Here is an 18,653-nt window from a genome sequence, read left to right as displayed (position 1 = left end):
GCGCGCTCCCGCCTTCGTCAGTCCAGGGCAAGGGCGGCCTGACCCAGCGCCGTGGCTTGCAACTGGCCCGGATAAAGCACGCCCTCCAGCGTCAGCAGCGCACGCTTGCGGTCCACGCCGCCCGCGTAGCCGGTCAGGTCACCGGACGCGCCAAGCACGCGATGACACGGAACGATAATCGACAAGGGATTGCGCCCCACGGCACCGCCCACCGCCCGCGAATGGCTTGGCGGCAAGCCGAGCCCCGCGCCGAGTTGTCCGTAGGTCGAAGTCTCGCCAAATTCGATGTCGCACAGCGCTTGCCAGATCCGCTGCTGGAACGCGCTGCCAACCAGCCGGAACGGGACGGAGAATCCATGCAGCGCCCCGTCGAAGTAGGCGCCGAGTTCCGCCGCGGCCTGCTCCAGCACGCGCGCATCCGCTGCGGGCATCGCCGGGACGGGAGTCAGACGCGCCAGCCCCGGGTAGTACTTCTGGCCGGCAAAGAACACGCCGGTCAACGCGCCGCCATCGGCACGCAACAGCATGTCGCCCAGCGGGCTGTCGATGATCTGATGGCTACTCATGCTGCCTGCTCCTCGATATCGCTACCCTGAAGCTTCAGCGCTTCGTAGCGGTGCCAGAGATGGATTGCCGCATAGGCGCGCCACGGCGCCCATCCGGCGGTCTTCGCCTGCATCCCGCGAACCGTATCGACGCCCAGCACCTTGCGCAGCGCATAGTCGGTGCCCGGAAATGCGTCAGGCCAGCCTAACGCGCGCATCGCGACGTATTGCGCCGTCCAGTCTCCGATGCCATCGATGGCACGCAATTGCGCCACGGTCACCTCGGGTGGCGCGTGGGGATCGAGATCGATCTCATGGGCAGCCACGCTGCGGGCCAACGCACGAATCGTCCGGGTCTTCGCGGCGGTCACGCCAGCCGCCCGATATGCCTCGTCGGGCAATGCAGCCAGAGCCTGCGCGGTCGGGAAGGCGTGAGTCAGCGGCACTTGGCCAGCAGGCGTGGTCAGTCCCGCCTGGGCCGCTTCCGGCAACGGCTCGCCGGCCACCTGCGCCAGCCGAGCCAGAATGCGCCGCGCCTGCACCACCGGAATCACCTGACCGACGATCGCGCGCACCCCGATCTCGAATCCGTCGAACGCGCCGGGCAGGCGCATTCCAGGCGTCTGCGCAGCCAGTTCGCCCAGGTGGGCATCGACGATGTCGGGGCGACAGCCCAAATCGCATAACCGCCGGACCTTGCCCAATGCCTGCGGAATCACGGGCGCCAACGCGCCGGACAACGTGATGCGCAGCACCGCGCGCCGCGCCACATGCTCGAGCCGCACCCAGCCCGCATGACACCGGCCGCCCGCTTCGATCGACAACGTGCGCGAGTACACCTCGCCATCACATTGTTCGATGCCGTCGACGGCACGCACGGCCAGAAATCCGAGCAGCGCTCCCCACGCCATCGGCGGCCGGTAGCCGAGCTCGAACACGAGCCGGTCCGCCATGCCATCTGCGGCGCGCTTGCGCATCGCCAGCGGCGTCAGGCCATAGCGCTCCTTGAGCACGTCGTTGAACCGCCGCACGCTGCCAAAGCCGGCTGCCAGCGCCACCTCGGTGACGGGCAGCGCGGTGTCTGTCAGCAGGCGCTTGGCCAGCAGCAGCTTTTGCGTCTGGGCGTACTCATGCACCGACACGCCGAACTCGGCATCGAACAGGCGGCGCAGGTGACGCTCGGTCACACCGATCCGCGCGGCCAGTTGGGCCACGCCCGCGCCGGCCATGAAGCCTTCGTCGATCAATGTGGCGGCGGCCTGCGCCAGCCGGCCGGAGATGTCCGCCAGCCCATGCCCCGGCGCCAATTCCGGGCGGCAACGCAGGCAAGGCCTGAAGCCGTGTTTCTCCGCGGCGGCGGCGGTCTCGTAGAACGTGCAGTTCTCGCGCTTGGGCGTGCGCACGGCGCAAATCGGCCGGCAGTACACGCCCGTCGACGACACCCCGACGAAAAAGCGTCCGTCGAAGCGCCGGTCATGCGAGGCCACGGCCTTGTAGCAGGTGTCGGGATCGAGTTCCATGCCATGCATCCTACGCCTTTACGACATGACAAACCCGCTGGAATCGGACATTCGCCTCGGCCCCGGATGCCGCCGGCGGTGACGATTGTTGGCCCCGAATCTGAAAGTGTGCCGGCACGCGGTTCGCGTGTCGTCCATCCGGCTAGAATCCTTGCAGACGGCCAACCGGCGCCGTCTACGGAGAATTCATGCGTCGTCTTGTCACCAGTTTTGCCGCCAGCCTCGTCACCGGCGCGGCTTGCTTCATCTTGGCGGGCCTGAGCGCCCTGCCCGTGCCCGCCTTCGCCGCGCGGCCGAGCAGCGTCGCGCCCCCGCCAGCCGCAGCGCCGGTCATCCGCGCGGAGCGCGTGGCCGCCGTGGAAGGCATCACCGAGTACCGGCTGCCGAACGGCCTCCGGATCCTGCTCGCCCCCGACGACGCCCAGCCGACCACCACGGTAAACATGACCTACCTCGTGGGCAGCCGGCACGAGAACTACGGCGAAACCGGCATGGCGCACCTGCTCGAGCACCTGATGTTCAAGGGCACGCCGTCATTGCCGGGCCGGACGATTCCCACCGAGTTCGCCCGGCGCGGCATGCAGTTCAACGGCACGACGGCGCAGGACCGCACCAACTATTTCGAGACCTTTGCAGCCAGCGACGACAACCTCGACTGGGCGCTCCGGATGGAAGCGGACCGCATGGTCAACAGCTTCATCTCGCGCGCCGACCTCGACAAGGAAATGACGGTCGTGCGCAACGAGATGGAGATCGGTGAGAACAATCCGATGCGGATGCTGCAACAGCAGATGTACGCGGCGGCCTATCGGTGGCACAACTATGCCAAGGCGCCGATCGGCGCGCGCAGCGATGTGGAGCGTGTCGGCATCGAGAACCTGCAGGCGTTCTATCGACGCTACTACCAGCCCGACAACGCGGTGCTGGTGGTAGCCGGGCAGTTCGATCCGGCGCGGGCGCTGTCACAGATCGAGCAAGCGTTCGGGCCGATTCCGCGGCCCACGCGCGTGCTCCCGACCGAGCACACCGTGGAACCGCCGCAGGAAGGCGCCCGGGAACTGACACTGACGCGCCCCGGCGACAGCAGCATCGTGGCCGCGATGTATCACGTCGCGCCAGGCGCGCATCCCGACACCACGGCCCTGGCGCTGCTGACGGTCATCCTCGCCGACACGCCGGGAGGGCGGCTCGAGCATGCGCTGGTGGACACGCGCAAGGCCGCATGGCAGATGTCGATGTTCGACGCGATGAAGGATCCCGGCGTGATCCTGTTCGCGGCAGGGACAGGCAAGGACCGGCCCATCGAGCCGGTGCGCGCGGCGCTGCTCGCGGAAATCGAAGGACTGGCCGCAAAGCCAGTCACCCAGGACGAACTGGATCGCGCCCGCGTGCGGATGCGTAACGCGTACGAGAAGATTCTCAACGATCCGGCGCGCTATGGCGTAGCGCTGTCCGAATCCATTGCAAAGGGCGACTGGCGCCTGCTCTTTATCGCGCGCGACCGCGTGGAAACCACCACGCTGGAAGACGTACAGCGCGTGGCGGAGAACTACCTGCGCCAGACGAACCGCACGGTCGGCGAGTTCCTGCCGGGAGACAAACCCCAGCTTGCGGCCATTCCGCAGTCGCCCGACGTGGCCGCGCTGGTACGCGACTACGCCGGCAAGGCTGTCGCACAGGCCGTGCCCACGTTCGACCCGAGCCCGGCCAACATTGACGCCCACACGGTGCGCCAGACGCTTCCAAACGGGATGGAGCTTGCGTTGCTATCCAAGCCCACGCGCGGCGAAGCGGTCAATGGCACGCTGGTCCTGCATCTGGGCAATACCCAGTCGCTGCAAGGGAAAACAGCGATTGGCTCGCTGACAGCCGGAATGCTCGACCGCGGCGCGGGCGTGTTCAGCCGGCAGCAGATTGCGGATCGGTTCGAGGCGCTCAAGGCCAATGTATCGATCTCGGGCAGTTCGGAGCGGCTGACGGTACGGTTCGAGACGCACCGTGCCTACCTGCCCGACCTGCTGGACCTGTTGCGAACGGTGCTGCGCATGCCGACATTCCCATCGGCCGAACTGGAAACCCTGCGCGCCAGCAGTATCGCGGGTGTGGACAGCCAGCGTCGCCAGCCCAACGCGCTGGCGCCGAACGCCCTCGGACGGCATGGCAACCCATATCCGGCCGAAGATCCACGCTACACGCCAACCTTCGACGAAAGCGTGGCCAGCCTCAGGGGCGTGACGCAGGCCGAACTGCGCGAGTTCCATGCGCAGTTCTACGGCGCGGACCACGCGCAGCTTGCGATCGTCGGTGACTTCGATGCCGCCGATGCCGAGAAGCAGATCCAGTTCCTGTTCGGCGACTGGCGGGCCCAGGTACCGTTCGAGCGCGTGGATCGCCCATTCATCGCCATTCCGGCGGCCAGCTTCACACTCGACACGCCTGGCAAGGCCAACGCTGTGTACCTGGCATCGCAACCCGTCGATCTGCTCAATGACTCGCCGGACTATCCGCTGATGCTGATCGCAACCAGAGTGCTCGGCGGCACCGGTATGCGCAGCCGGTTGGCCGACCGGTTGCGGCAGCAGGAAGGCATCAGCTATGGCGTCTCGAGCTCGCTGTCGATTGGCGCACTCGACCGCGCAGGGCGTTTTGCCTTATGGGCCGTCTACGCACCGCAGAACCAGACGCGCCTGCGCGACGCGGTGGGTCAAGAGATGCAACGCTTTGTGCGCGATGGCATCACATCCGTCGAGCTGTCGGAAGCCGTCAGCGGGCTGCTGCAACAGGGCCTGATCAGCCGCACAAGGGATGGCCTTCTGGCTGGAGCCCTGGCGAATCAGCTTTACCTTGGCCGCACCATGGCCCATACGGCCGAAGTGGAGGCTCGCATCAGCAAGGCCACGCCGGAGGCGGTCAATGACGCGATCCGGCGTTACCTGAGTCCGGATACGTTGACGCAGGCATTCGCCGGAGACTTCGGCTCGGGCGCTGGCACCCCGGCAGCAACGGCGGCGGAACCCGCCACCGCGCCGGCAGCCGCCCCAGCGGAACCGGCCAGACCATGATCCTGCAATGCAGCGGGGTATGTCGGAAACGTCATGCCCAAAGCCTTGAGACCTGACGACAATCACTGTATATTTATACAGTGATTGTTCAGACTAGAGGTATGGATGTCGATCGTGCGAGCTGGCAGCAAGACAGAAGCGCTCAGGCTTCTGGCCTCTGAGCGGATGCTTGCGCTTGAGCTGGATTACGAGACCGGATGGCAGGACGCCGTCGAACTCGGACGGCTCGGAGAGAAGCGCGGTATCAAGGTGCAGTACCGAGGACAGGAGAGCATCGCTGTCCGCTCCCATGACGCCCTGATCGAAGGGCTAGGCAAACCCAAGACAACGTTCCGGCAACGCAATCTGTATTGCCAGTTCGATCTCGGCACGATGGCCGACCAGCATCTTCTGGAGCTCGAAGCCAAGGCGAGCCGCCTCGGCGATTACATCCTGGCGGGGCACCTGCTACGCGATGTGGACGGCGTGTGGGCGTGACCGGTTGAAACCGGCGCCAGCAGTAGTTGTGGTGATGGCGGCAATGGCGTTGCCAGCGATTTCCCCAGTGACAGCAAGGATGGCGGCATCGTTCACCGTTGCCGCATCCGCCAGTGCAATCACCAAGGCCGTTGCGATTGCTATTGCTACCGCTACCGCTATTACTACAGCCGGGGTTATTGCCAGACGCGCATCGCGCCGGCCCAGCGGGCGGCTGCGGAGGTGTGCATCATCGCGCGATCCGCTTCATTGGCCGACTGGGACTCGACCGCCGCGCCGTCGATGGCCGTGCAGCACAACACGCCGGTCACCAGTGTCTTGATATTCCCGCGTCCGGTGCTGGCCAGCGCGGCCAGACGGTCATAGCCGTCCAGCACGATCAGGTGGTCGCCGTCGCGTGGATGCATTTCCAGCGTGTACAGGTGATCGCACTCGCATTGCATCCTGCCGCCCGATACCGCGACGACGATCGCGCTGGGAAGCGCCAGACCGCTGTCGCGTACCGAGTTCAGCAACCGGTCCAGATGGGCTTGCGCGCGATAGTCGCGCGCCGAATGCGACGGTTCCGGGCCGCGGCTCAGCGACATCAGTTCGTCCGGGGATACGACCAGCGTGTAGGCCTGCAGCGTCGTGCGATACGTCGCCACCACGGCACGAAGCCGGTGCACTGCGTGGAGATCGTCCTGGGACACCTTTGACTGCTGCCCCGCCGTGACCGGCCCTTGCGAGGCCGTTACCTGGAACCTGCTCATCCTGTCTCCTATCCCCTCAGGCCCATCTGGCCTGATCGTTCCGGCTTTCGTGAGCCGTGCTCAGTCGCGCAGCAGTTGCTTGGCGATGATGAGCTGCTGGATCTGCGTCGTGCCTTCATAGAGGCGCAGCAGACGCACGTCGCGGTAGAAGCGCTCGGCCTTGTATTCGGCGATATAACCCGCACCACCGTGGATCTGCACCGCGCGGTCCGCCACGCGGCCCACCATCTCGGTACAGAACATCTTCGTGCACGATGCCAGCATGCTGACTTCCGGATCGCTCTTGCCAGCCGGCTTCGCATCATAACGCTGTGCGCAATCGCGCACCATCGACAGGCCCGCATAGAGTTCGGCCTGGCTGTCGGCCAGCATCCCCTGGATCAGTTGGAAATCGCCGATCGGCTTGCCGAACTGCTTGCGCTCCTTCGCGTACGCCACGGCGTCGGTAATCAGCCGGTGCGCCATGCCGCAGGCCAGCGCCGAGATGTGCAGGCGGCCACGGTCCAGCACCTTCATCGCCGTCTTGAAACCCACGCCCGGAACGCCACCGATGATGTTGGCGGCCGGCACGCGCACGTTTTCCAGCACCACGTCGCACGTCTTGGTACCGCGCTGGCCCATCTTCTTGTCCGGCTTGCCCAGCGAGATGCCCGGGGTATCGGCCGGCACGATGAACGACGAAATGCCCGACGCGCCCTGGCCACCCGTGCGTGCCATTAGCGTGAACGCTCCCGCGCGCGGCGCATTGGTGATGAACCGCTTGGTGCCGTTGATCACGTAGTGGTCGCCGTCGAGGTCGGCACGCGTTTGCAGCGAGGCGGCGTCGGAGCCGGCGTTGGGCTCGGTCAGCGCGAACGAGATGATCAATTCGCCGCTGGCGATCTTCGGCAGATAGTTCTGCTTCTGTTCCTCGGTGCCGTCCATCAGGATGCCCTGCGAGCCGATGCCCACGTTGGTGCCGAACACCGAGCGGAAGGCAAAAGCAGTGTGGCCCAGGTCGTAGACCACATCGCATTCCTGCGACATCGACAGGCCGATGCCACCGTAGCTCTCGGGAATCGAGATGCCGAACAGGCCCATTTCCTTCATATCGGCCACGATATCGGCCGGCACATCGTCAATCTCTTCGAGCGTGTCCTCGGCCGGCTTCAGGCGATCGTCGATAAAACGCTGCACCGAAGCGCGCAGCAGGGAAAAGGATTCGGCGTCGAGGGCCATGGCAATCTCCGGTGATTCAGATGCGATAACGAAGGCGAACAATGGTACGCGGACTACCGAATTTGACAATCCACTGCGACTTGGACAGAACCGACAGTATTTTTTGACAATAAGCCAGATTACAGCCTATCGATCACATTTCTTTTTGGCGAGGGTTTCGCGGGTGTAGCCGTAGCTCACGCGCAATTGATGCTCGACAGCGTCGGCCTGGTCCAGGCACGAGAACACGAGATCGTCCTTGAACTTCTGCGTGACGCCCTTGAGCCGTGGGGCCTCGTAAGAAATCTCCCGCGCGCGGCAGCGCAGGAACAGCAGCGTTTCCTCCGACGCCGAACGCAGCTGCGACTGGTCGACGCGCTGGCATTGCACGAGGTCGGGTTCCGCCTGCGCGATCAATGGCATGAGCAACAACTGCGGTAGCAGAATCAGCAGATAACGCAAAACTGGCATTGGCAGGCTTCGGGAAAGATCGGGAAAAACTTGGATAAGGGGGCTGGGGCGCAATCCGCAAGCATCATTGCGCAGCGTGAAGCGTCATGCAAGCCATACGGTCAAGTGAGGCGCTAGCCAGCCAAATTCCGCGCCAGCCCACACCAGCATTCGCAGAAACACTATTCACCGGCAAAGACAATGTTCCGCGAACCCAGCGCGGGCCGGGCCCTTCCGAATATGGCTGGCAACCATCTGCGCACTTCTGCTGTGCAGTCTTCGTTTTACGAGTTACGCTAAGTAGGCACACGGGCCCCAGTGTGCGACGTCGCTCCCGCCGCGAACCGCCTGGCCTCGTCGCCCATTGCGCCCGCCCCCATCCGGCGGCAAGCCCCACCGCCAAGAATCAGAAGGTCCTATGACAGACACCGCCTCTTCCGTCACCACCGGTACGGCACCCTCCCCCGAAGAAGTCAAGAAACGCATCTTCGCGATTGTTGCCGCGTCGTCCGGCAATCTGGTGGAATGGTTCGACTTCTATGTCTATGCGTTCAGCGCGATCTATTTCGCGTCATCGTTCTTCCCCAAAGCCGACCCCACCGCGCAGCTCCTGAACACCGCCGGGGTGTTCGCGGCCGGCTTCCTGATGCGGCCGATCGGCGGATGGCTATTCGGCCGCATCGCCGACCGCACCGGCCGCAAGCACTCGATGGTGATCTCGGTCACGATGATGTGCTTCGGCTCGCTGATGATCGCCTGCCTGCCGACCTATGCCGCCATTGGCAACCTGGCGCCAGCGCTTCTGCTGTTGGCACGGCTGCTGCAGGGCCTCTCGGTCGGTGGCGAGTACGGCACCACCGCCACGTACATGAGCGAAGTGGCGCTCAAGGGCCGGCGCGGCTTCTTCTCATCGTTCCAGTACGTGACCCTGATCGGCGGCCAACTGCTGGCCGTGCTGGTGATCGTGATCCTGGAGCAGTTGCTGACCGAGGCCGAACTCAAGGCCTGGGGCTGGCGCATCCCGTTCGTGGTTGGCGCGGTCACCGCGGTGGTGGCCCTGCTGCTGCGCCGCACGCTGCATGAAACGACCACCGCCCAGTCGCGCAACAGCAAAGGCGCCGGCACCGTGGGCGAGCTCTTCCGCCACCACAAGGCCGCGTTCTTCACGGTGCTCGGGTACACGGCCGGCGGCTCGCTGATCTTCTACACGTTCACCACGTACATGCAGAAGTACCTGGTCAACACGGCCGGCATGCCGATCAAGACGGCCAGCTACGTGATGACGGGCTGCCTGTTCCTGTACATGTGCATGCAGCCGCTGTTCGGCATGCTGTCGGACCGCATCGGTCGCCGCAACAACATGCTGATGTTCGGCGCGCTGGGCGCAGTCGCCACGGTGCCGATCCTGACCGCGCTCAAGACCGTCAGCAGCCCCGAGATGGCGCTGTTGCTGATCTGCGTGGCGCTGGCCATCGTCAGCTTCTACACGTCGATCAGCGGCATCGTGAAGGCCGAGATGTTCCCGCCGGAAGTGCGTGCGCTGGGCGTCGGCCTGGCATACGCGGTCGCCAACGCCATTTTTGGCGGCTCGGCCGAGTATGTGGCGCTGGGCCTGAAGTCGATCGGGCACGAGAGCGTGTTCTACTGGTATGTCACCGCGATGATGGTGGTGGCGTTCCTTGTCAGCCTGCGCCTGCCGCGCCAGGCCAAGTACCTGCATCACGAGCACTGACCGGCCACCCGCCGCAGTCATGGCAAACTGAGGGGCCTTCGGGCCCCTTTTTATTTGCACGCGCCCTTCGCTCGCCTCCCCGCCATGGATCTCAACGCCCTGCGCCTGTTCGTCGATATCGTCGACGCCGGCAATCTCAGCGCCGCCGCGCGCAAGCTCAAGATGACGCGCGCCAACGTCAGCTACCACCTCAAGGCGCTGGAGGAGGAACTCGGCGTGCAACTGCTGCGCCGGACGACCCGGCACGTGGAACCGACGCCGGTGGGCGCCGGACTGTACGAGCACGGCAAGAACATCCTGGGCGAAGTGGCCGCGGCCAACGCGCTGATCAGCAGCATGGGCAAGAGCCTCCAGGGCCACGTGCGGCTGTCGGTACCCACCGGGCTGGGTCACACGATGATCTCGCCGCTGCTGGTGCGCTTCAAGCAGCGCTATCCCGATATCACGCTCGACGTCGTGTTCGACAACCGCATCCACAACCTCGTCTCCGAGGATGTGGAAGTGGCATTGCGCATCATCTCCACGCCTCCCGACTCGGTCGTTGCCACCGAAATCGGCGGGGTGGACTGGCTGCTTTGCGCCGCGCCGTCGTATCTGGCCGGACGCACGCCGCCCGCGCAACTGGCCGACCTGACGACCCATGCGATCGTGTGCGCGTCGCCGATCGGGCAGAAACTCAAGGTGTCAGGCACACGCGACGGCACGGCCGAGCGCGAACAGGTGGTGCTGGAGCCAACCCTGAGTTCCGAGAACTTCGCGTTCCTCAAGGAGGCCGTGGTCGGCGGGCTCGGCATCGGCATTTTTCCGCTCTATGCAGTGGACAAGGAACTGGCCAGCGGCGCGCTGGAATCGCTGCTCGGCGATTATCAGATCAGCGCGTTTGGCAGCAAGCTGTACATGCTGACCATGCCCAATCGCTACCAGACCATGGCAACGCGTTACCTGCTTACGTTCCTGAGAACAGAGCTGCAGGCGATCTGGCCGCGCATTCGTGCCGGCGGTGCCGACAGTGCCTATAGTGAGAACACTCAGGACTAAACTGCGCGTGGCTCGCGTAGGAAGGAAGGCAATCATGGCAATGGCAGGCACTCTGGCTGGCCGGCTCAGCCGTATGAACAGCCAGTTCGACATCATTCGTCATCCTTACAGCCTCAGCAGCATGGCCACTGCGCAGGCTGCCCATGTACCAGGAAACCGTCTGGCCAAAACGCTGTTGCTCGAAGACGAAGGCGGCTATGTGGCGGTTGTGATTCCTTCGAGTCACCATCTGCAGATGTCAACCATCTGCGAGATGACCGGCCGCAAGCTCGTGCTCGCGCACGAGGATGAGATCCGCGAAGTGTTCAAGGACTGCGACCTCGGCGCCATCCCGCCTTGCGCGATGTCGTACGGCATGCAGACCTACGTGGACGAAAGCCTGTTCGACGAACCGGAAGTCTGGTTCGAGGCCGGCGACCACATGGAACTCGTGCACATGCAACGCGATCAGTTCATGACGTTGATGAGCGATGCGGAAAGCGGCAAGTTCTCGCACCGCATGATGTAGCCCCCATCCCTCATGTCTACATGGGGGGCGACAGCGCCGCCGACACGGTGGCGCTGTCGTCTTTCAGGTCCACGCCGGACCGACCGAGCGCTACCGCCCCTCGCATCAGGAACACCAGCCTGTCCGCCGCCTGCGCATAGGACAGTCCTTCGGGCCGCACGTTGGAGATACAGTTGCGCTGCGCATCCGTGCGCCCCACGCGGGGGTCGAATGTCAGATAGATCCCAAGGCTATCCGGCGAACTGAGCCCCGGACGCTCGCCAATCAGCATCGCCACCTGCCGCGCGCCAAGGCGCTCGCCGATCTCGTCGCCCAACGCCACCCGCGATTGCCGCGCGACCACCACCGGTCCAACCCGCCAGTCATGCAGACGCGCCAGCACGGCCTGCAGCAGCGGCACCGCGTGGCGCTGCGCGGCCAGTGCGGAAAGCCCGTCGGCGATCACGAAGACGACATCGTATGGCTGCGCCGATGGAACGAGTCGCGCGCGGCTCTCGGCATCGAGACTTCGGCCCAGGTCAGGGCGACGCAGGTACTGGTCGCGATCCGCCGCTGCGCCATGCGCCTGCAGCACGTGCAGCGCATCCAGGCCGGCATCGCGCAGCGCGGTTTCCAACGCCGCCACATCGAGCGCCAGATGCACGGCATCACGCGCCTGTGCATGGGCCAGGCCAAACGCCAGGATCGACGCGGTCTTCTGCGCGTGACCGGTGCGGCCGATGGCGATGCGGGCGCGTGTGAACTGGCGCAAACGCGCCCACGGATCTTCGGGGTTCGCTGGCGTCGACATGGTGTTCCTCCTCCCGTTCAAAGCGTGTCCGCCATGGTCAGCAGCGGCTGGCGCGTGCCAGGCTCCAGCAACCGCCCGCCCGCGTCGACAATGCCCATCTTGCGCAGCCACGCCTCGAACTCCGGCGCGGGCCGCAGGCCAAGGACTTCGCGCAGGTACAGCGCGTCATGAAACGACGTGCTCTGGTAGTTCAGCATGATGTCGTCGGCGCCGGGCACGCCCATGATGAAGTTGATGCCCGCCACGCCGAACAGCGTCAGCAGGTTGTCCATGTCGTCCTGATCGGCCTCGGCGTGGTTCGTGTAACAGACGTCGCAGCCCATCGGCACGCCCAGCAGCTTGCCGCAGAAGTGGTCCTCAAGCCCGGCCCGGATGATCTGCTTGCCGTCGTAGAGATACTCGGGACCGATGAACCCCACTACGGTATTGACCAGCAACGGCTCGAACCGGCGCGCCACCGCATACGCGCGCGCCTCCATGGTCTGCTGATCCAGACCATGGTGGGCGTTGGCGGAAAGCGCGCTGCCCTGGCCGGTCTCGAAATACATCACGTTGTGCCCCACCGTGCCGCGCCGCAGCGACAACGCCGCCTGCCGTGCCTCTTCGAGCAGCGCCAGAGAGATGCCGAACGCTGCATTGGCCGCCTGGCTGCCAGCCACCGACTGGAACACCAAATCGACCGGCGCGCCCTGCTCCATCACGCGCAGGGTGTTGGTGACGTGAGTCAGCACGCAAGACTGGGTGGGGATCTCGTAGCGGGTGCGAATGTCATCCAGAAGCTTCAGCAACGTGGTGATCGCCCCAAGGTTGTCGCTGGCCGGGTTGATGCCGATGGTGGCATCGCCGCAGCCGTACAGCAGCCCGTCGACGATCGACGCGGCGATGCCGCGCGGGTCGTCGGTCGGATGGTTCGGCTGCAGCCGCACGGCGAGGTGCCCGGGCAGCCCGATGGTGTTGCGGAAGGCGGTGACCACCGCGCATTTGCGCGCCACGGCCACCAGGTCCTGGTTGCGCATGAGCTTGCTCACGGCCGCCGCCATCTCGGGGGTGACGCCGGGCGCCACCCGGGCCAGCGTGGCCGTATCGGTATCGTGCCGCAGCAGCCAGTCCCGGAACTCCCCGACGGTCAGGCTGGCAAGCGCCGCGAAGGCCTGCGCGTCGTGGCTGTCCACGATCAGCCGGGTGACCTCGTCGGCCTCGTAAGGAATCAGCGGCTCCGCAAGGCAATGCGCCAGCGGCATGTCCGCCAGCGCCATACGCGCCGCCATCCGCTCTTCTTCGCTGGCGGCGGCGATACCCGCGAGGGCGTCGCCAGACCGGGCCGGGCTGGCCTTGGCCAGCAGCGTGCGCAGATCGTCAAAGACGTGCCGGCGTACGCCGACGGTATGCGTGAAGGCCATGCAAGTGGTCTCCTGAAGGGCTGCCACGGAACTTCAATATAGGCCAGTGCTGCAAGTATCACGCCCGGGCAATCGTCCGCACGGTTTGTCCCGTTATCAGCTTGTCTCGTCATCCTGTCTTGCCATTGTTACGCCCGGCATCGACAATCGTGGCGATTGCTTCCTTGCTTCATTTCCGCAACGCCCCGCTCTCAGCCGAGATATGCCGCAGTTGGACAACGAATTGGACACCGAACAGACCGAAGACCGCGCCGGAACCGGCAGCACCGAACAGCCTGACCAAACCCGGCCCCTGACTCCCGCCGCCTGGTTCAGCGTCAAGACCGTGTCGTACGTGCTGACCGCCGGGGCCCTGCTGCTGGTGATGCACGCCAACCTGGTGTCCGCCCTGCTCGCCGGCCTGCTGCTCTACTCGCTGGTGGATGTGCTGGCGCCACGGCTGATGCGACTGCATTCGCGCCGCGACGCCATCGCCGTGGCCATCCTGTCCACCATCATCCTGCTGGTGTTGACCGGCAGCATCTGGGCGCTCATCCGCTTTATCAGCGGCGACGGCAATACGCTGGACCGGCTACTTGACCATTCCGCCGACATCATCGACCGCTCTCGCGCCCAGTTGCCAGCCTGGCTGAGCGACTACCTGCCCAACGGGGTCGACGAACTCGCCACGACCCTGATCTCGGCATTGCGCGAGCACGCGCAGATGGCGCAACGACTCGGCGCCGATATCCTGCGCACGCTGGTCCATATCCTCGTCGGCCTCATCATTGGCGCGATGGTCGCGCTGTACCGCGCCATTTCCCGCCCGAACCGTCGCCCGCTAGCCCTGGCCCTGGTGGACCGGGCCCGCACGCTGCAGACTGCGTTCTCGCAGTTCATCTTCGCGCAGATCCAGATCTCGCTCGTCAATACGATCCTGACCGCGATCTACCTGCTGGTGCTGCTGCCCCTGTTCCACCAGCACCTGCCGCTCTCCAAGACGCTGGTAGCCATCACGTTTATCGCCGGACTGCTGCCGGTGCTGGGCAACCTGATCTCTAATACGGCCATCGTCATCGCCTCGCTATCGGTCTCGCTGCCGATCGCGGTGGTGTCGCTGCTGTTCCTGGTGGTGATCCACAAGCTCGAGTACTTCCTCAACGCGCGAATCATCGGCGCGCGTATACACGCCGCCGCATGGGAGCTGCTGACGGTGATGCTGGTGATGGAAACGCTCTACGGCATCCCCGGCGTGATCGCGGGACCGATCTTCTATGCCTACGTGAAGCGCGAACTGAGTACGGCCGGGCTTGTGTAGGCGCTCCGCCAAGTGCTTGATTTCATTGCTTTATCGTACGCAGAAATTGGTACGACCAATATGCGGAAAGACTAGTCGACCTTGCTCCGCACGAAGTCGATGTGCGTCTGCATCGCCGTGCGGGCTTCTTCCGGCCGGCGCGCCAGAATCGCCTCGCAAAGCGTGCGGTGCTGGCGCAGCAGCAGGTCCGACGACTCATGGTCGGCCTCGCGCAGCCCGGTGCCGTTGATCGTGATGTGCTCGCGCAACATGCCAATCACGCTGGTATGCAGATGCAGGAACATCGTGTTGTGCGACGCCTGCGCGATGGCGTCGTGCAGCTTCGCATCCGCATCGGCCTCGGCGCGCTTGTCATCGGTCATGCGCGAGCGCTCCAGTTCCTTGAGCAGCGCGCGGATACGCTTCAGATCCGCCGCATCGGCACGCAACGCCGCGAAGTAGGCGGTAGCGCCTTCCAGCACCCGGCGGAACTCCAGAATGTCATCGCGCAGCGCCGGGTGATCGGCCACGAGCTGGCCCCAGGGCGAGGCGATGCCCGTGCGCAATTGATCGGTGACGTATACGCCCGCGCCGCGCCGGCTTTGCAGCAGGTTGCGCGCCGCCAGGCGCTGGATCGCCTCGCGGATCGTGTTTCGCGCCACCCCGAACTGCTCCGCCAGAACACGCTCCGCAGGCAGCCGCGTGCCGACGGGCCAGGTGCCGTCCAGCAGCGCGGTCTCCATCCTGCGCATGATGTCTTCCACACGGTTGCGTGCGTTGCCTGCCCCCATCCCTCATCCCTTGAAATCCGGTCGTTCCGGCAACTGGTCCAACCAATTTGTGCTCCGGCGCGAGAGCGGGAATTATGCGCCCAAAAATGTCGCAGCGCCTTGCCGGGCAGGTTGCGCCGCCATCCGGAGACTGACAAATGGAATCCAGGCAGTACCCCACCACCGCGCCACAGCAGGTGTACCTGTTCGGCACGTGCCTCGTTGATCTCTTCGTTCCGCAAGCCGGCCTGGATGCCGTGCGATTGCTCGAGCGCGAAGGCCTGACCGTTCACTTTCCACGCGGACAAAGCTGCTGCGGCCAGCCGGCGTACAGCAGCGGCAATCCCGAGCAGGCTCGCAAGGTCGCCCGTGCGCAGCTGGACCTGTTCCGGGAACCCTGGCCGATCATCGTGCCGTCCGGCTCATGCGCCGGCATGATGCGCCATCACTGGCCCACGCTGTTTGCCGACGACCCCAGCGACCCTGAAGCCGCTGCGCTGGCCCGTGACATTGCCGCCCGCGTCTACGAACTCGCCGAGTTCCTGCTCAATGTGCTCCATGTGCGCTTCGACACCACACCCGCCGACGCGCCGCACGAGCGCGTGGTGCTGCATACATCCTGCGCGGCACGCCGCGAGATGGGCACGCGCACTCACGGCGTGGCGTTGGTGGACGCACTGCCCGGGGTGACACGCGTCGAGCATGAGCGCGAGTCCGAATGCTGCGGCTTTGGCGGCACGTTCTCGCTCAAGCACGCCGATATCTCCGGCGCGATGGTGCGCGACAAGGTGGCCTCCGCCTGCGCCACCGGGTGCGACCGGCTCGTCTCCGCCGATTGCGGCTGCCTGCTCAATATCGGCCATGCCGCCGCCCACACCGGCGCGCCGCTGCCGGTCGAGCATCTGGCTTCGTTCCTGTGGCGCCGCACCGGAGGTGCCGAATGACGACGATGAGCGCGCGCGAGCGCATGATCGGGCGGCTGCGTGCCGCCGCGCCCGCCTCCGGTGCGACGCTGAGCGGAGACACCCAGAAACTGGACCAGCGGATCGACGAGCATTTCGATAGCCGCCGTGGTCAGGCACCGTCGATCGACGCGATGGTCGCCTCGATGCAGGCCGCCTTGACTGCCTCCCACGCCGACGTGATCTGCACCGACGCTGCGAGTTGGCCCGCATGGGTCGCGCGGCGGCTGGCGGACGAAGGCGTGCGCCGACTGCTGCTGGACCGCGATCGCCCCGAAGGCGCCGCACTTGCGCGGGCGCTGCCATCCAGCATCGACACCGTAACGTTCGACAGTCCGCTGGAAGCGTGGAAAGCGGAACTGTTCGATACCGTCGATGCCGGCTTCACCGTGGCCCGCTCCGGGCTGGCCGCTACCGGCACGCTGGTGCTGGCGCCCGATGCCGGATCGCCACGCACGATGTCACTGGTGCCGCCCACGCATATCGCGCTGGTCTACGCATCGACGCTGCACCCTGACCTTCATGCCGCCGCGCGTGCCGAGCGCTGGTCGGACGGCATGCCGACCAACCTGGTGATGGTCTCCGGCCCGTCCAAGACTTCCGACATCCAGCAAACGCTGGCCTATGGCGCGCACGGCCCACGCAGGCTGTGGGTCGTGATCGTGACCGACGGAGAAACCGCGCGATGAGCCAGCAACCCCTGCATTTCATTCCCACCGAGGACTTTCGCGCCCGCGCGCGCGCCGCGCTCGACGATCCCAAGCTGCGCAAGAGCTTTCGCGGCGCGATGGACTTCCTCCAGCAGAAGCGGGCCGTGCAGTTCCCCGACGGTGACGAACTCGAGCACCTGCGTGACCTTGGCGAAGCCATCCGCCAGCACGCGCTGGCCAATCTGCCAGACCTGCTGGTCGAACTCGAAGGCAATCTGACCGCAGCCGGCGTGCAGGTCCACTGGGCCGAGACCGCCGATGAAGCCAACGCGATCATCCTGCGGATCGCCCAGGGCCACGCCGCCCGGCGCGTGATCAAGGGCAAGTCGATGGCCAGCGAGGAGATGGAACTCAACCATTACCTCGCCGAGCGCGGCATCGACTGCATCGAATCGGACATGGGCGAGTACATCGTCCAGCTGGCCGGCGAGAAGCCATCGCACATCGTGATGCCGGCGATCCACAAGACCAAGGCCGATATCGCGACGCTGTTCGAGCAACACATCCCCGATACGCCGTACACGGAAGACGTGGATGCGCTGATCCAGACCGGCCGCCGCGCGCTGCGCCAGGCGTTCGTCGAGGCCGATATCGGCCTGTCCGGCGTCAACTTCGCGGCGGCGGACACCGGCACGCTGTGGCTGGTAGAGAACGAGGGCAATGGCCGTCTTTCCACCACGGTGCCCGACGTGCATATCGCCGTCATGGGGATGGAGAAGGTGGTGGCGAAGCTGTCGCACATCGTGCCGCTCTCCAGCCTGCTGACGCGTTCCGCGACCGGGCAGCCCATCACCACCTACTTCAACCTGATCTCGAGCCCACGCAAGCCGCATGAGCAGGACGGTCCGCGCGAAGTCCATTTGGTGCTGCTCGACAACGGCCGCAGCCAGGCATACGCCGACGAGCAGCTACGCGCCACGCTGCAGTGCATTCGCTGCGGCGCGTGCATGAACCACTGCCCGGTCTACACGCGCATCGGCGGTCATGCCTACGGCACGACGTATCCGGGCCCGATCGGCAAGATCATCTCGCCCCACCTGCTCGGCCTCGACGCCACGGCCGACCTGGCAACGGCATCGAGCCTGTGTGGCGCGTGCGGCGAGGTCTGTCCCGTGCGCATTCCGATTCCGCAGCTGCTGGTGCGACTGCGCACTGAGGCGAACCGCAACCCCGACGAGGCCGTGCCACACCCGCTCAAGGGCCAGGGCGCGAAGTTCAGTCGCCGCGAACACCTGGTCTGGCGCTTCTGGAGCGGCGCGTTCGCCCACCCCACCACATACCGCCTGTTCCGCTGGGCCGCCACGCGGCTGCGGGCGCTGACGCCTTCGCGGCAGATGGGCTGGACGCAGCATCGCAAGCCACTGACGCCGGCGCCAAAGAGCCTTTCCGACCTGCTCGACGCACGCAACCAGCCCGAGTAGCGGCATCGAGTGGCATCCCACCAAAAGAATTCAGACAAACCAC

General features: G+C 65.4%; 17 protein-coding genes. 9 read left to right on the top strand and 8 right to left on the bottom strand.

Translation table 11 applies throughout. The annotated features are described in order from the left end of the window. Positions 1-17: 17 nt before the first annotated feature. The gene (locus tag RN01_RS27885; protein ID WP_017512083.1) at positions 18-566 is read right to left on the bottom strand and encodes a methylated-DNA--[protein]-cysteine S-methyltransferase; all 549 of its coding nucleotides are present in this window, start codon (positions 564-566) and stop codon (positions 18-20) included. Continuing rightward, on the bottom strand, positions 563-2,065 hold the full coding sequence (locus RN01_RS27880) for an AlkA N-terminal domain-containing protein (RefSeq protein WP_038315191.1): 1,503 nt from the start codon (positions 2,063-2,065) through the stop codon (positions 563-565). Before RN01_RS27880 ends, RN01_RS27885 begins: the two co-directional genes overlap by 4 nt. Positions 2,066-2,253: 188 nt before the next feature. Here RN01_RS27880 and RN01_RS27875 point away from each other — a divergent pair, with 188 nt between their 5' ends. Together RN01_RS27875 and RN01_RS27870 are read left to right on the top strand one after the other, a co-directional pair. Continuing rightward, positions 2,254-5,127 (top strand): pitrilysin family protein, encoded by a 2,874-nt coding sequence (locus RN01_RS27875; protein ID WP_024570597.1) that lies wholly within the window; start codon positions 2,254-2,256, stop codon positions 5,125-5,127. Between the two features lie 105 nt (positions 5,128-5,232). Beyond that, a complete protein-coding gene (locus RN01_RS27870) occupies positions 5,233-5,604 on the top strand; it encodes a hypothetical protein (RefSeq protein ID WP_017512086.1) in 372 nt (123 codons plus the stop codon). A 176-nt stretch (positions 5,605-5,780) separates the two neighbouring features. Here RN01_RS27870 and RN01_RS27865 read toward each other — a convergent pair whose 3' ends face one another. The 3 genes from RN01_RS27865 to RN01_RS27855 all read right to left on the bottom strand — a co-directional run bounded on the left by RN01_RS27865 (position 5,781) and on the right by RN01_RS27855 (position 8,024). Next, positions 5,781-6,356, bottom strand: a complete 576-nt coding sequence (locus RN01_RS27865; RefSeq protein WP_011518116.1) for a hypothetical protein — start codon at positions 6,354-6,356, stop codon at positions 5,781-5,783. Positions 6,357-6,416: 60 nt separating this feature from the next. Further along, on the bottom strand, positions 6,417-7,574 hold the full coding sequence (locus RN01_RS27860) for an acyl-CoA dehydrogenase family protein (RefSeq protein ID WP_017512087.1): 1,158 nt from the start codon (positions 7,572-7,574) through the stop codon (positions 6,417-6,419). A gap of 126 nt (positions 7,575-7,700) precedes the next feature. Beyond that, complete coding sequence (locus RN01_RS27855) at positions 7,701-8,024, bottom strand: hypothetical protein (RefSeq protein ID WP_008646190.1); 324 nt, start codon at positions 8,022-8,024, stop codon at positions 7,701-7,703. 397 nt (positions 8,025-8,421) lie between these two features. Between RN01_RS27855 and RN01_RS27850 the strand changes: the two genes are divergently transcribed. The 3 genes from RN01_RS27850 (at position 8,422) to RN01_RS27840 (ending at position 11,281) form a co-directional block, all read left to right on the top strand. Further along, positions 8,422-9,735, top strand: coding sequence for an MFS family transporter (locus tag RN01_RS27850; protein WP_017512088.1), 1,314 nt, complete (start codon positions 8,422-8,424; stop codon positions 9,733-9,735). 84 nt (positions 9,736-9,819) lie between these two features. Then, positions 9,820-10,773 carry a LysR family transcriptional regulator gene (locus RN01_RS27845; protein ID WP_024570598.1) on the top strand — a complete coding sequence of 318 codons (954 nt, stop codon included), beginning with the start codon at positions 9,820-9,822 and terminating at the stop codon, positions 10,771-10,773. Positions 10,774-10,807: 34 nt separating this feature from the next. Further along, on the top strand, positions 10,808-11,281 hold the full coding sequence (locus tag RN01_RS27840; protein WP_011518111.1) for an aminoacyl-tRNA deacylase: 474 nt from the start codon (positions 10,808-10,810) through the stop codon (positions 11,279-11,281). Between the two features lie 16 nt (positions 11,282-11,297). Here the strand turns inward: RN01_RS27840 and eutC are convergent, their stop codons facing one another. After that, entirely contained in the window at positions 11,298-12,071 is a 774-nt protein-coding gene (eutC, locus tag RN01_RS27835; protein WP_017511146.1) for an ethanolamine ammonia-lyase subunit EutC, read from the bottom strand. Between the two features lie 17 nt (positions 12,072-12,088). After that, a complete protein-coding gene (locus RN01_RS27830) occupies positions 12,089-13,471 on the bottom strand; it encodes an ethanolamine ammonia-lyase subunit EutB (protein ID WP_017511147.1) in 1,383 nt (460 codons plus the stop codon). 202 nt (positions 13,472-13,673) lie between these two features. Between RN01_RS27830 and RN01_RS27825 the strand changes: the two genes are divergently transcribed. Further along, positions 13,674-14,768 carry an AI-2E family transporter gene (locus RN01_RS27825; RefSeq protein ID WP_017511148.1) on the top strand — a complete coding sequence of 365 codons (1,095 nt, stop codon included), beginning with the start codon at positions 13,674-13,676 and terminating at the stop codon, positions 14,766-14,768. A 71-nt stretch (positions 14,769-14,839) separates the two neighbouring features. Here RN01_RS27825 and RN01_RS27820 read toward each other — a convergent pair whose 3' ends face one another. After that, the gene (locus RN01_RS27820) at positions 14,840-15,538 is read right to left on the bottom strand and encodes a FadR/GntR family transcriptional regulator (RefSeq protein WP_017511149.1); all 699 of its coding nucleotides are present in this window, start codon (positions 15,536-15,538) and stop codon (positions 14,840-14,842) included. 137 nt (positions 15,539-15,675) lie between these two features. Between RN01_RS27820 and RN01_RS27815 the strand changes: the two genes are divergently transcribed. From RN01_RS27815 to RN01_RS27805, 3 genes are read left to right on the top strand one after another with little or no spacing between them, the layout of a single operon-like run. Next, positions 15,676-16,461, top strand: coding sequence for a (Fe-S)-binding protein (locus RN01_RS27815; protein ID WP_017511150.1), 786 nt, complete (start codon positions 15,676-15,678; stop codon positions 16,459-16,461). Beyond that, positions 16,458-17,168 carry a lactate utilization protein C gene (locus tag RN01_RS27810; RefSeq protein ID WP_017511151.1) on the top strand — a complete coding sequence of 237 codons (711 nt, stop codon included), beginning with the start codon at positions 16,458-16,460 and terminating at the stop codon, positions 17,166-17,168. The genes RN01_RS27815 and RN01_RS27810 overlap by 4 nt, the downstream gene beginning before the upstream one ends. Beyond that, positions 17,165-18,610, top strand: coding sequence for a LutB/LldF family L-lactate oxidation iron-sulfur protein (locus RN01_RS27805; RefSeq protein WP_017511152.1), 1,446 nt, complete (start codon positions 17,165-17,167; stop codon positions 18,608-18,610). Before RN01_RS27810 ends, RN01_RS27805 begins: the two co-directional genes overlap by 4 nt. The last annotated feature ends 43 nt before the right edge of the window (positions 18,611-18,653 follow it).

The sequence above is a fragment of the Cupriavidus sp. SHE genome (assembly GCF_000812445.1).
In the GTDB taxonomy this organism is placed as follows: Bacteria; Pseudomonadota; Gammaproteobacteria; order Burkholderiales; family Burkholderiaceae; genus Cupriavidus; species Cupriavidus metallidurans.
Note: the sequence above shows the minus strand (reverse complement) of the source record. Positions and strands in the feature narration are given on the sequence as shown.

What these genes read in the sequence shown, in the direction of transcription:
- RN01_RS27865 (WP_011518116.1), bottom strand. Translation starts at nt 6,356, where the DNA reads ATGAGCAGGTTCCAGGTAACGGCCTCGCAAGGGCCGGTCACGGCGGGG.
- RN01_RS27885 (WP_017512083.1), bottom strand. Translation starts at nt 566, where the DNA reads ATGAGTAGCCATCAGATCATCGACAGCCCGCTGGGCGACATGCTGTTG.
- RN01_RS27815 (WP_017511150.1), top strand. Translation starts at nt 15,676, where the DNA reads ATGGAATCCAGGCAGTACCCCACCACCGCGCCACAGCAGGTGTACCTG.
- RN01_RS27820 (WP_017511149.1), bottom strand. Translation starts at nt 15,538, where the DNA reads ATGGGGGCAGGCAACGCACGCAACCGTGTGGAAGACATCATGCGCAGG.
- RN01_RS27830 (WP_017511147.1), bottom strand. Translation starts at nt 13,471, where the DNA reads ATGGCCTTCACGCATACCGTCGGCGTACGCCGGCACGTCTTTGACGAT.
- RN01_RS27880 (WP_038315191.1), bottom strand. Translation starts at nt 2,065, where the DNA reads ATGGAACTCGATCCCGACACCTGCTACAAGGCCGTGGCCTCGCATGAC.
- RN01_RS27875 (WP_024570597.1), top strand. Translation starts at nt 2,254, where the DNA reads ATGCGTCGTCTTGTCACCAGTTTTGCCGCCAGCCTCGTCACCGGCGCG.
- RN01_RS27810 (WP_017511151.1), top strand. Translation starts at nt 16,458, where the DNA reads ATGACGACGATGAGCGCGCGCGAGCGCATGATCGGGCGGCTGCGTGCC.
- RN01_RS27860 (WP_017512087.1), bottom strand. Translation starts at nt 7,574, where the DNA reads ATGGCCCTCGACGCCGAATCCTTTTCCCTGCTGCGCGCTTCGGTGCAG.
- eutC (WP_017511146.1), bottom strand. Translation starts at nt 12,071, where the DNA reads ATGTCGACGCCAGCGAACCCCGAAGATCCGTGGGCGCGTTTGCGCCAG.
- RN01_RS27870 (WP_017512086.1), top strand. Translation starts at nt 5,233, where the DNA reads ATGTCGATCGTGCGAGCTGGCAGCAAGACAGAAGCGCTCAGGCTTCTG.
- RN01_RS27840 (WP_011518111.1), top strand. Translation starts at nt 10,808, where the DNA reads ATGGCAATGGCAGGCACTCTGGCTGGCCGGCTCAGCCGTATGAACAGC.
- RN01_RS27805 (WP_017511152.1), top strand. Translation starts at nt 17,165, where the DNA reads ATGAGCCAGCAACCCCTGCATTTCATTCCCACCGAGGACTTTCGCGCC.
- RN01_RS27825 (WP_017511148.1), top strand. Translation starts at nt 13,674, where the DNA reads ATGCCGCAGTTGGACAACGAATTGGACACCGAACAGACCGAAGACCGC.
- RN01_RS27855 (WP_008646190.1), bottom strand. Translation starts at nt 8,024, where the DNA reads ATGCCAGTTTTGCGTTATCTGCTGATTCTGCTACCGCAGTTGTTGCTC.
- RN01_RS27850 (WP_017512088.1), top strand. Translation starts at nt 8,422, where the DNA reads ATGACAGACACCGCCTCTTCCGTCACCACCGGTACGGCACCCTCCCCC.
- RN01_RS27845 (WP_024570598.1), top strand. Translation starts at nt 9,820, where the DNA reads ATGGATCTCAACGCCCTGCGCCTGTTCGTCGATATCGTCGACGCCGGC.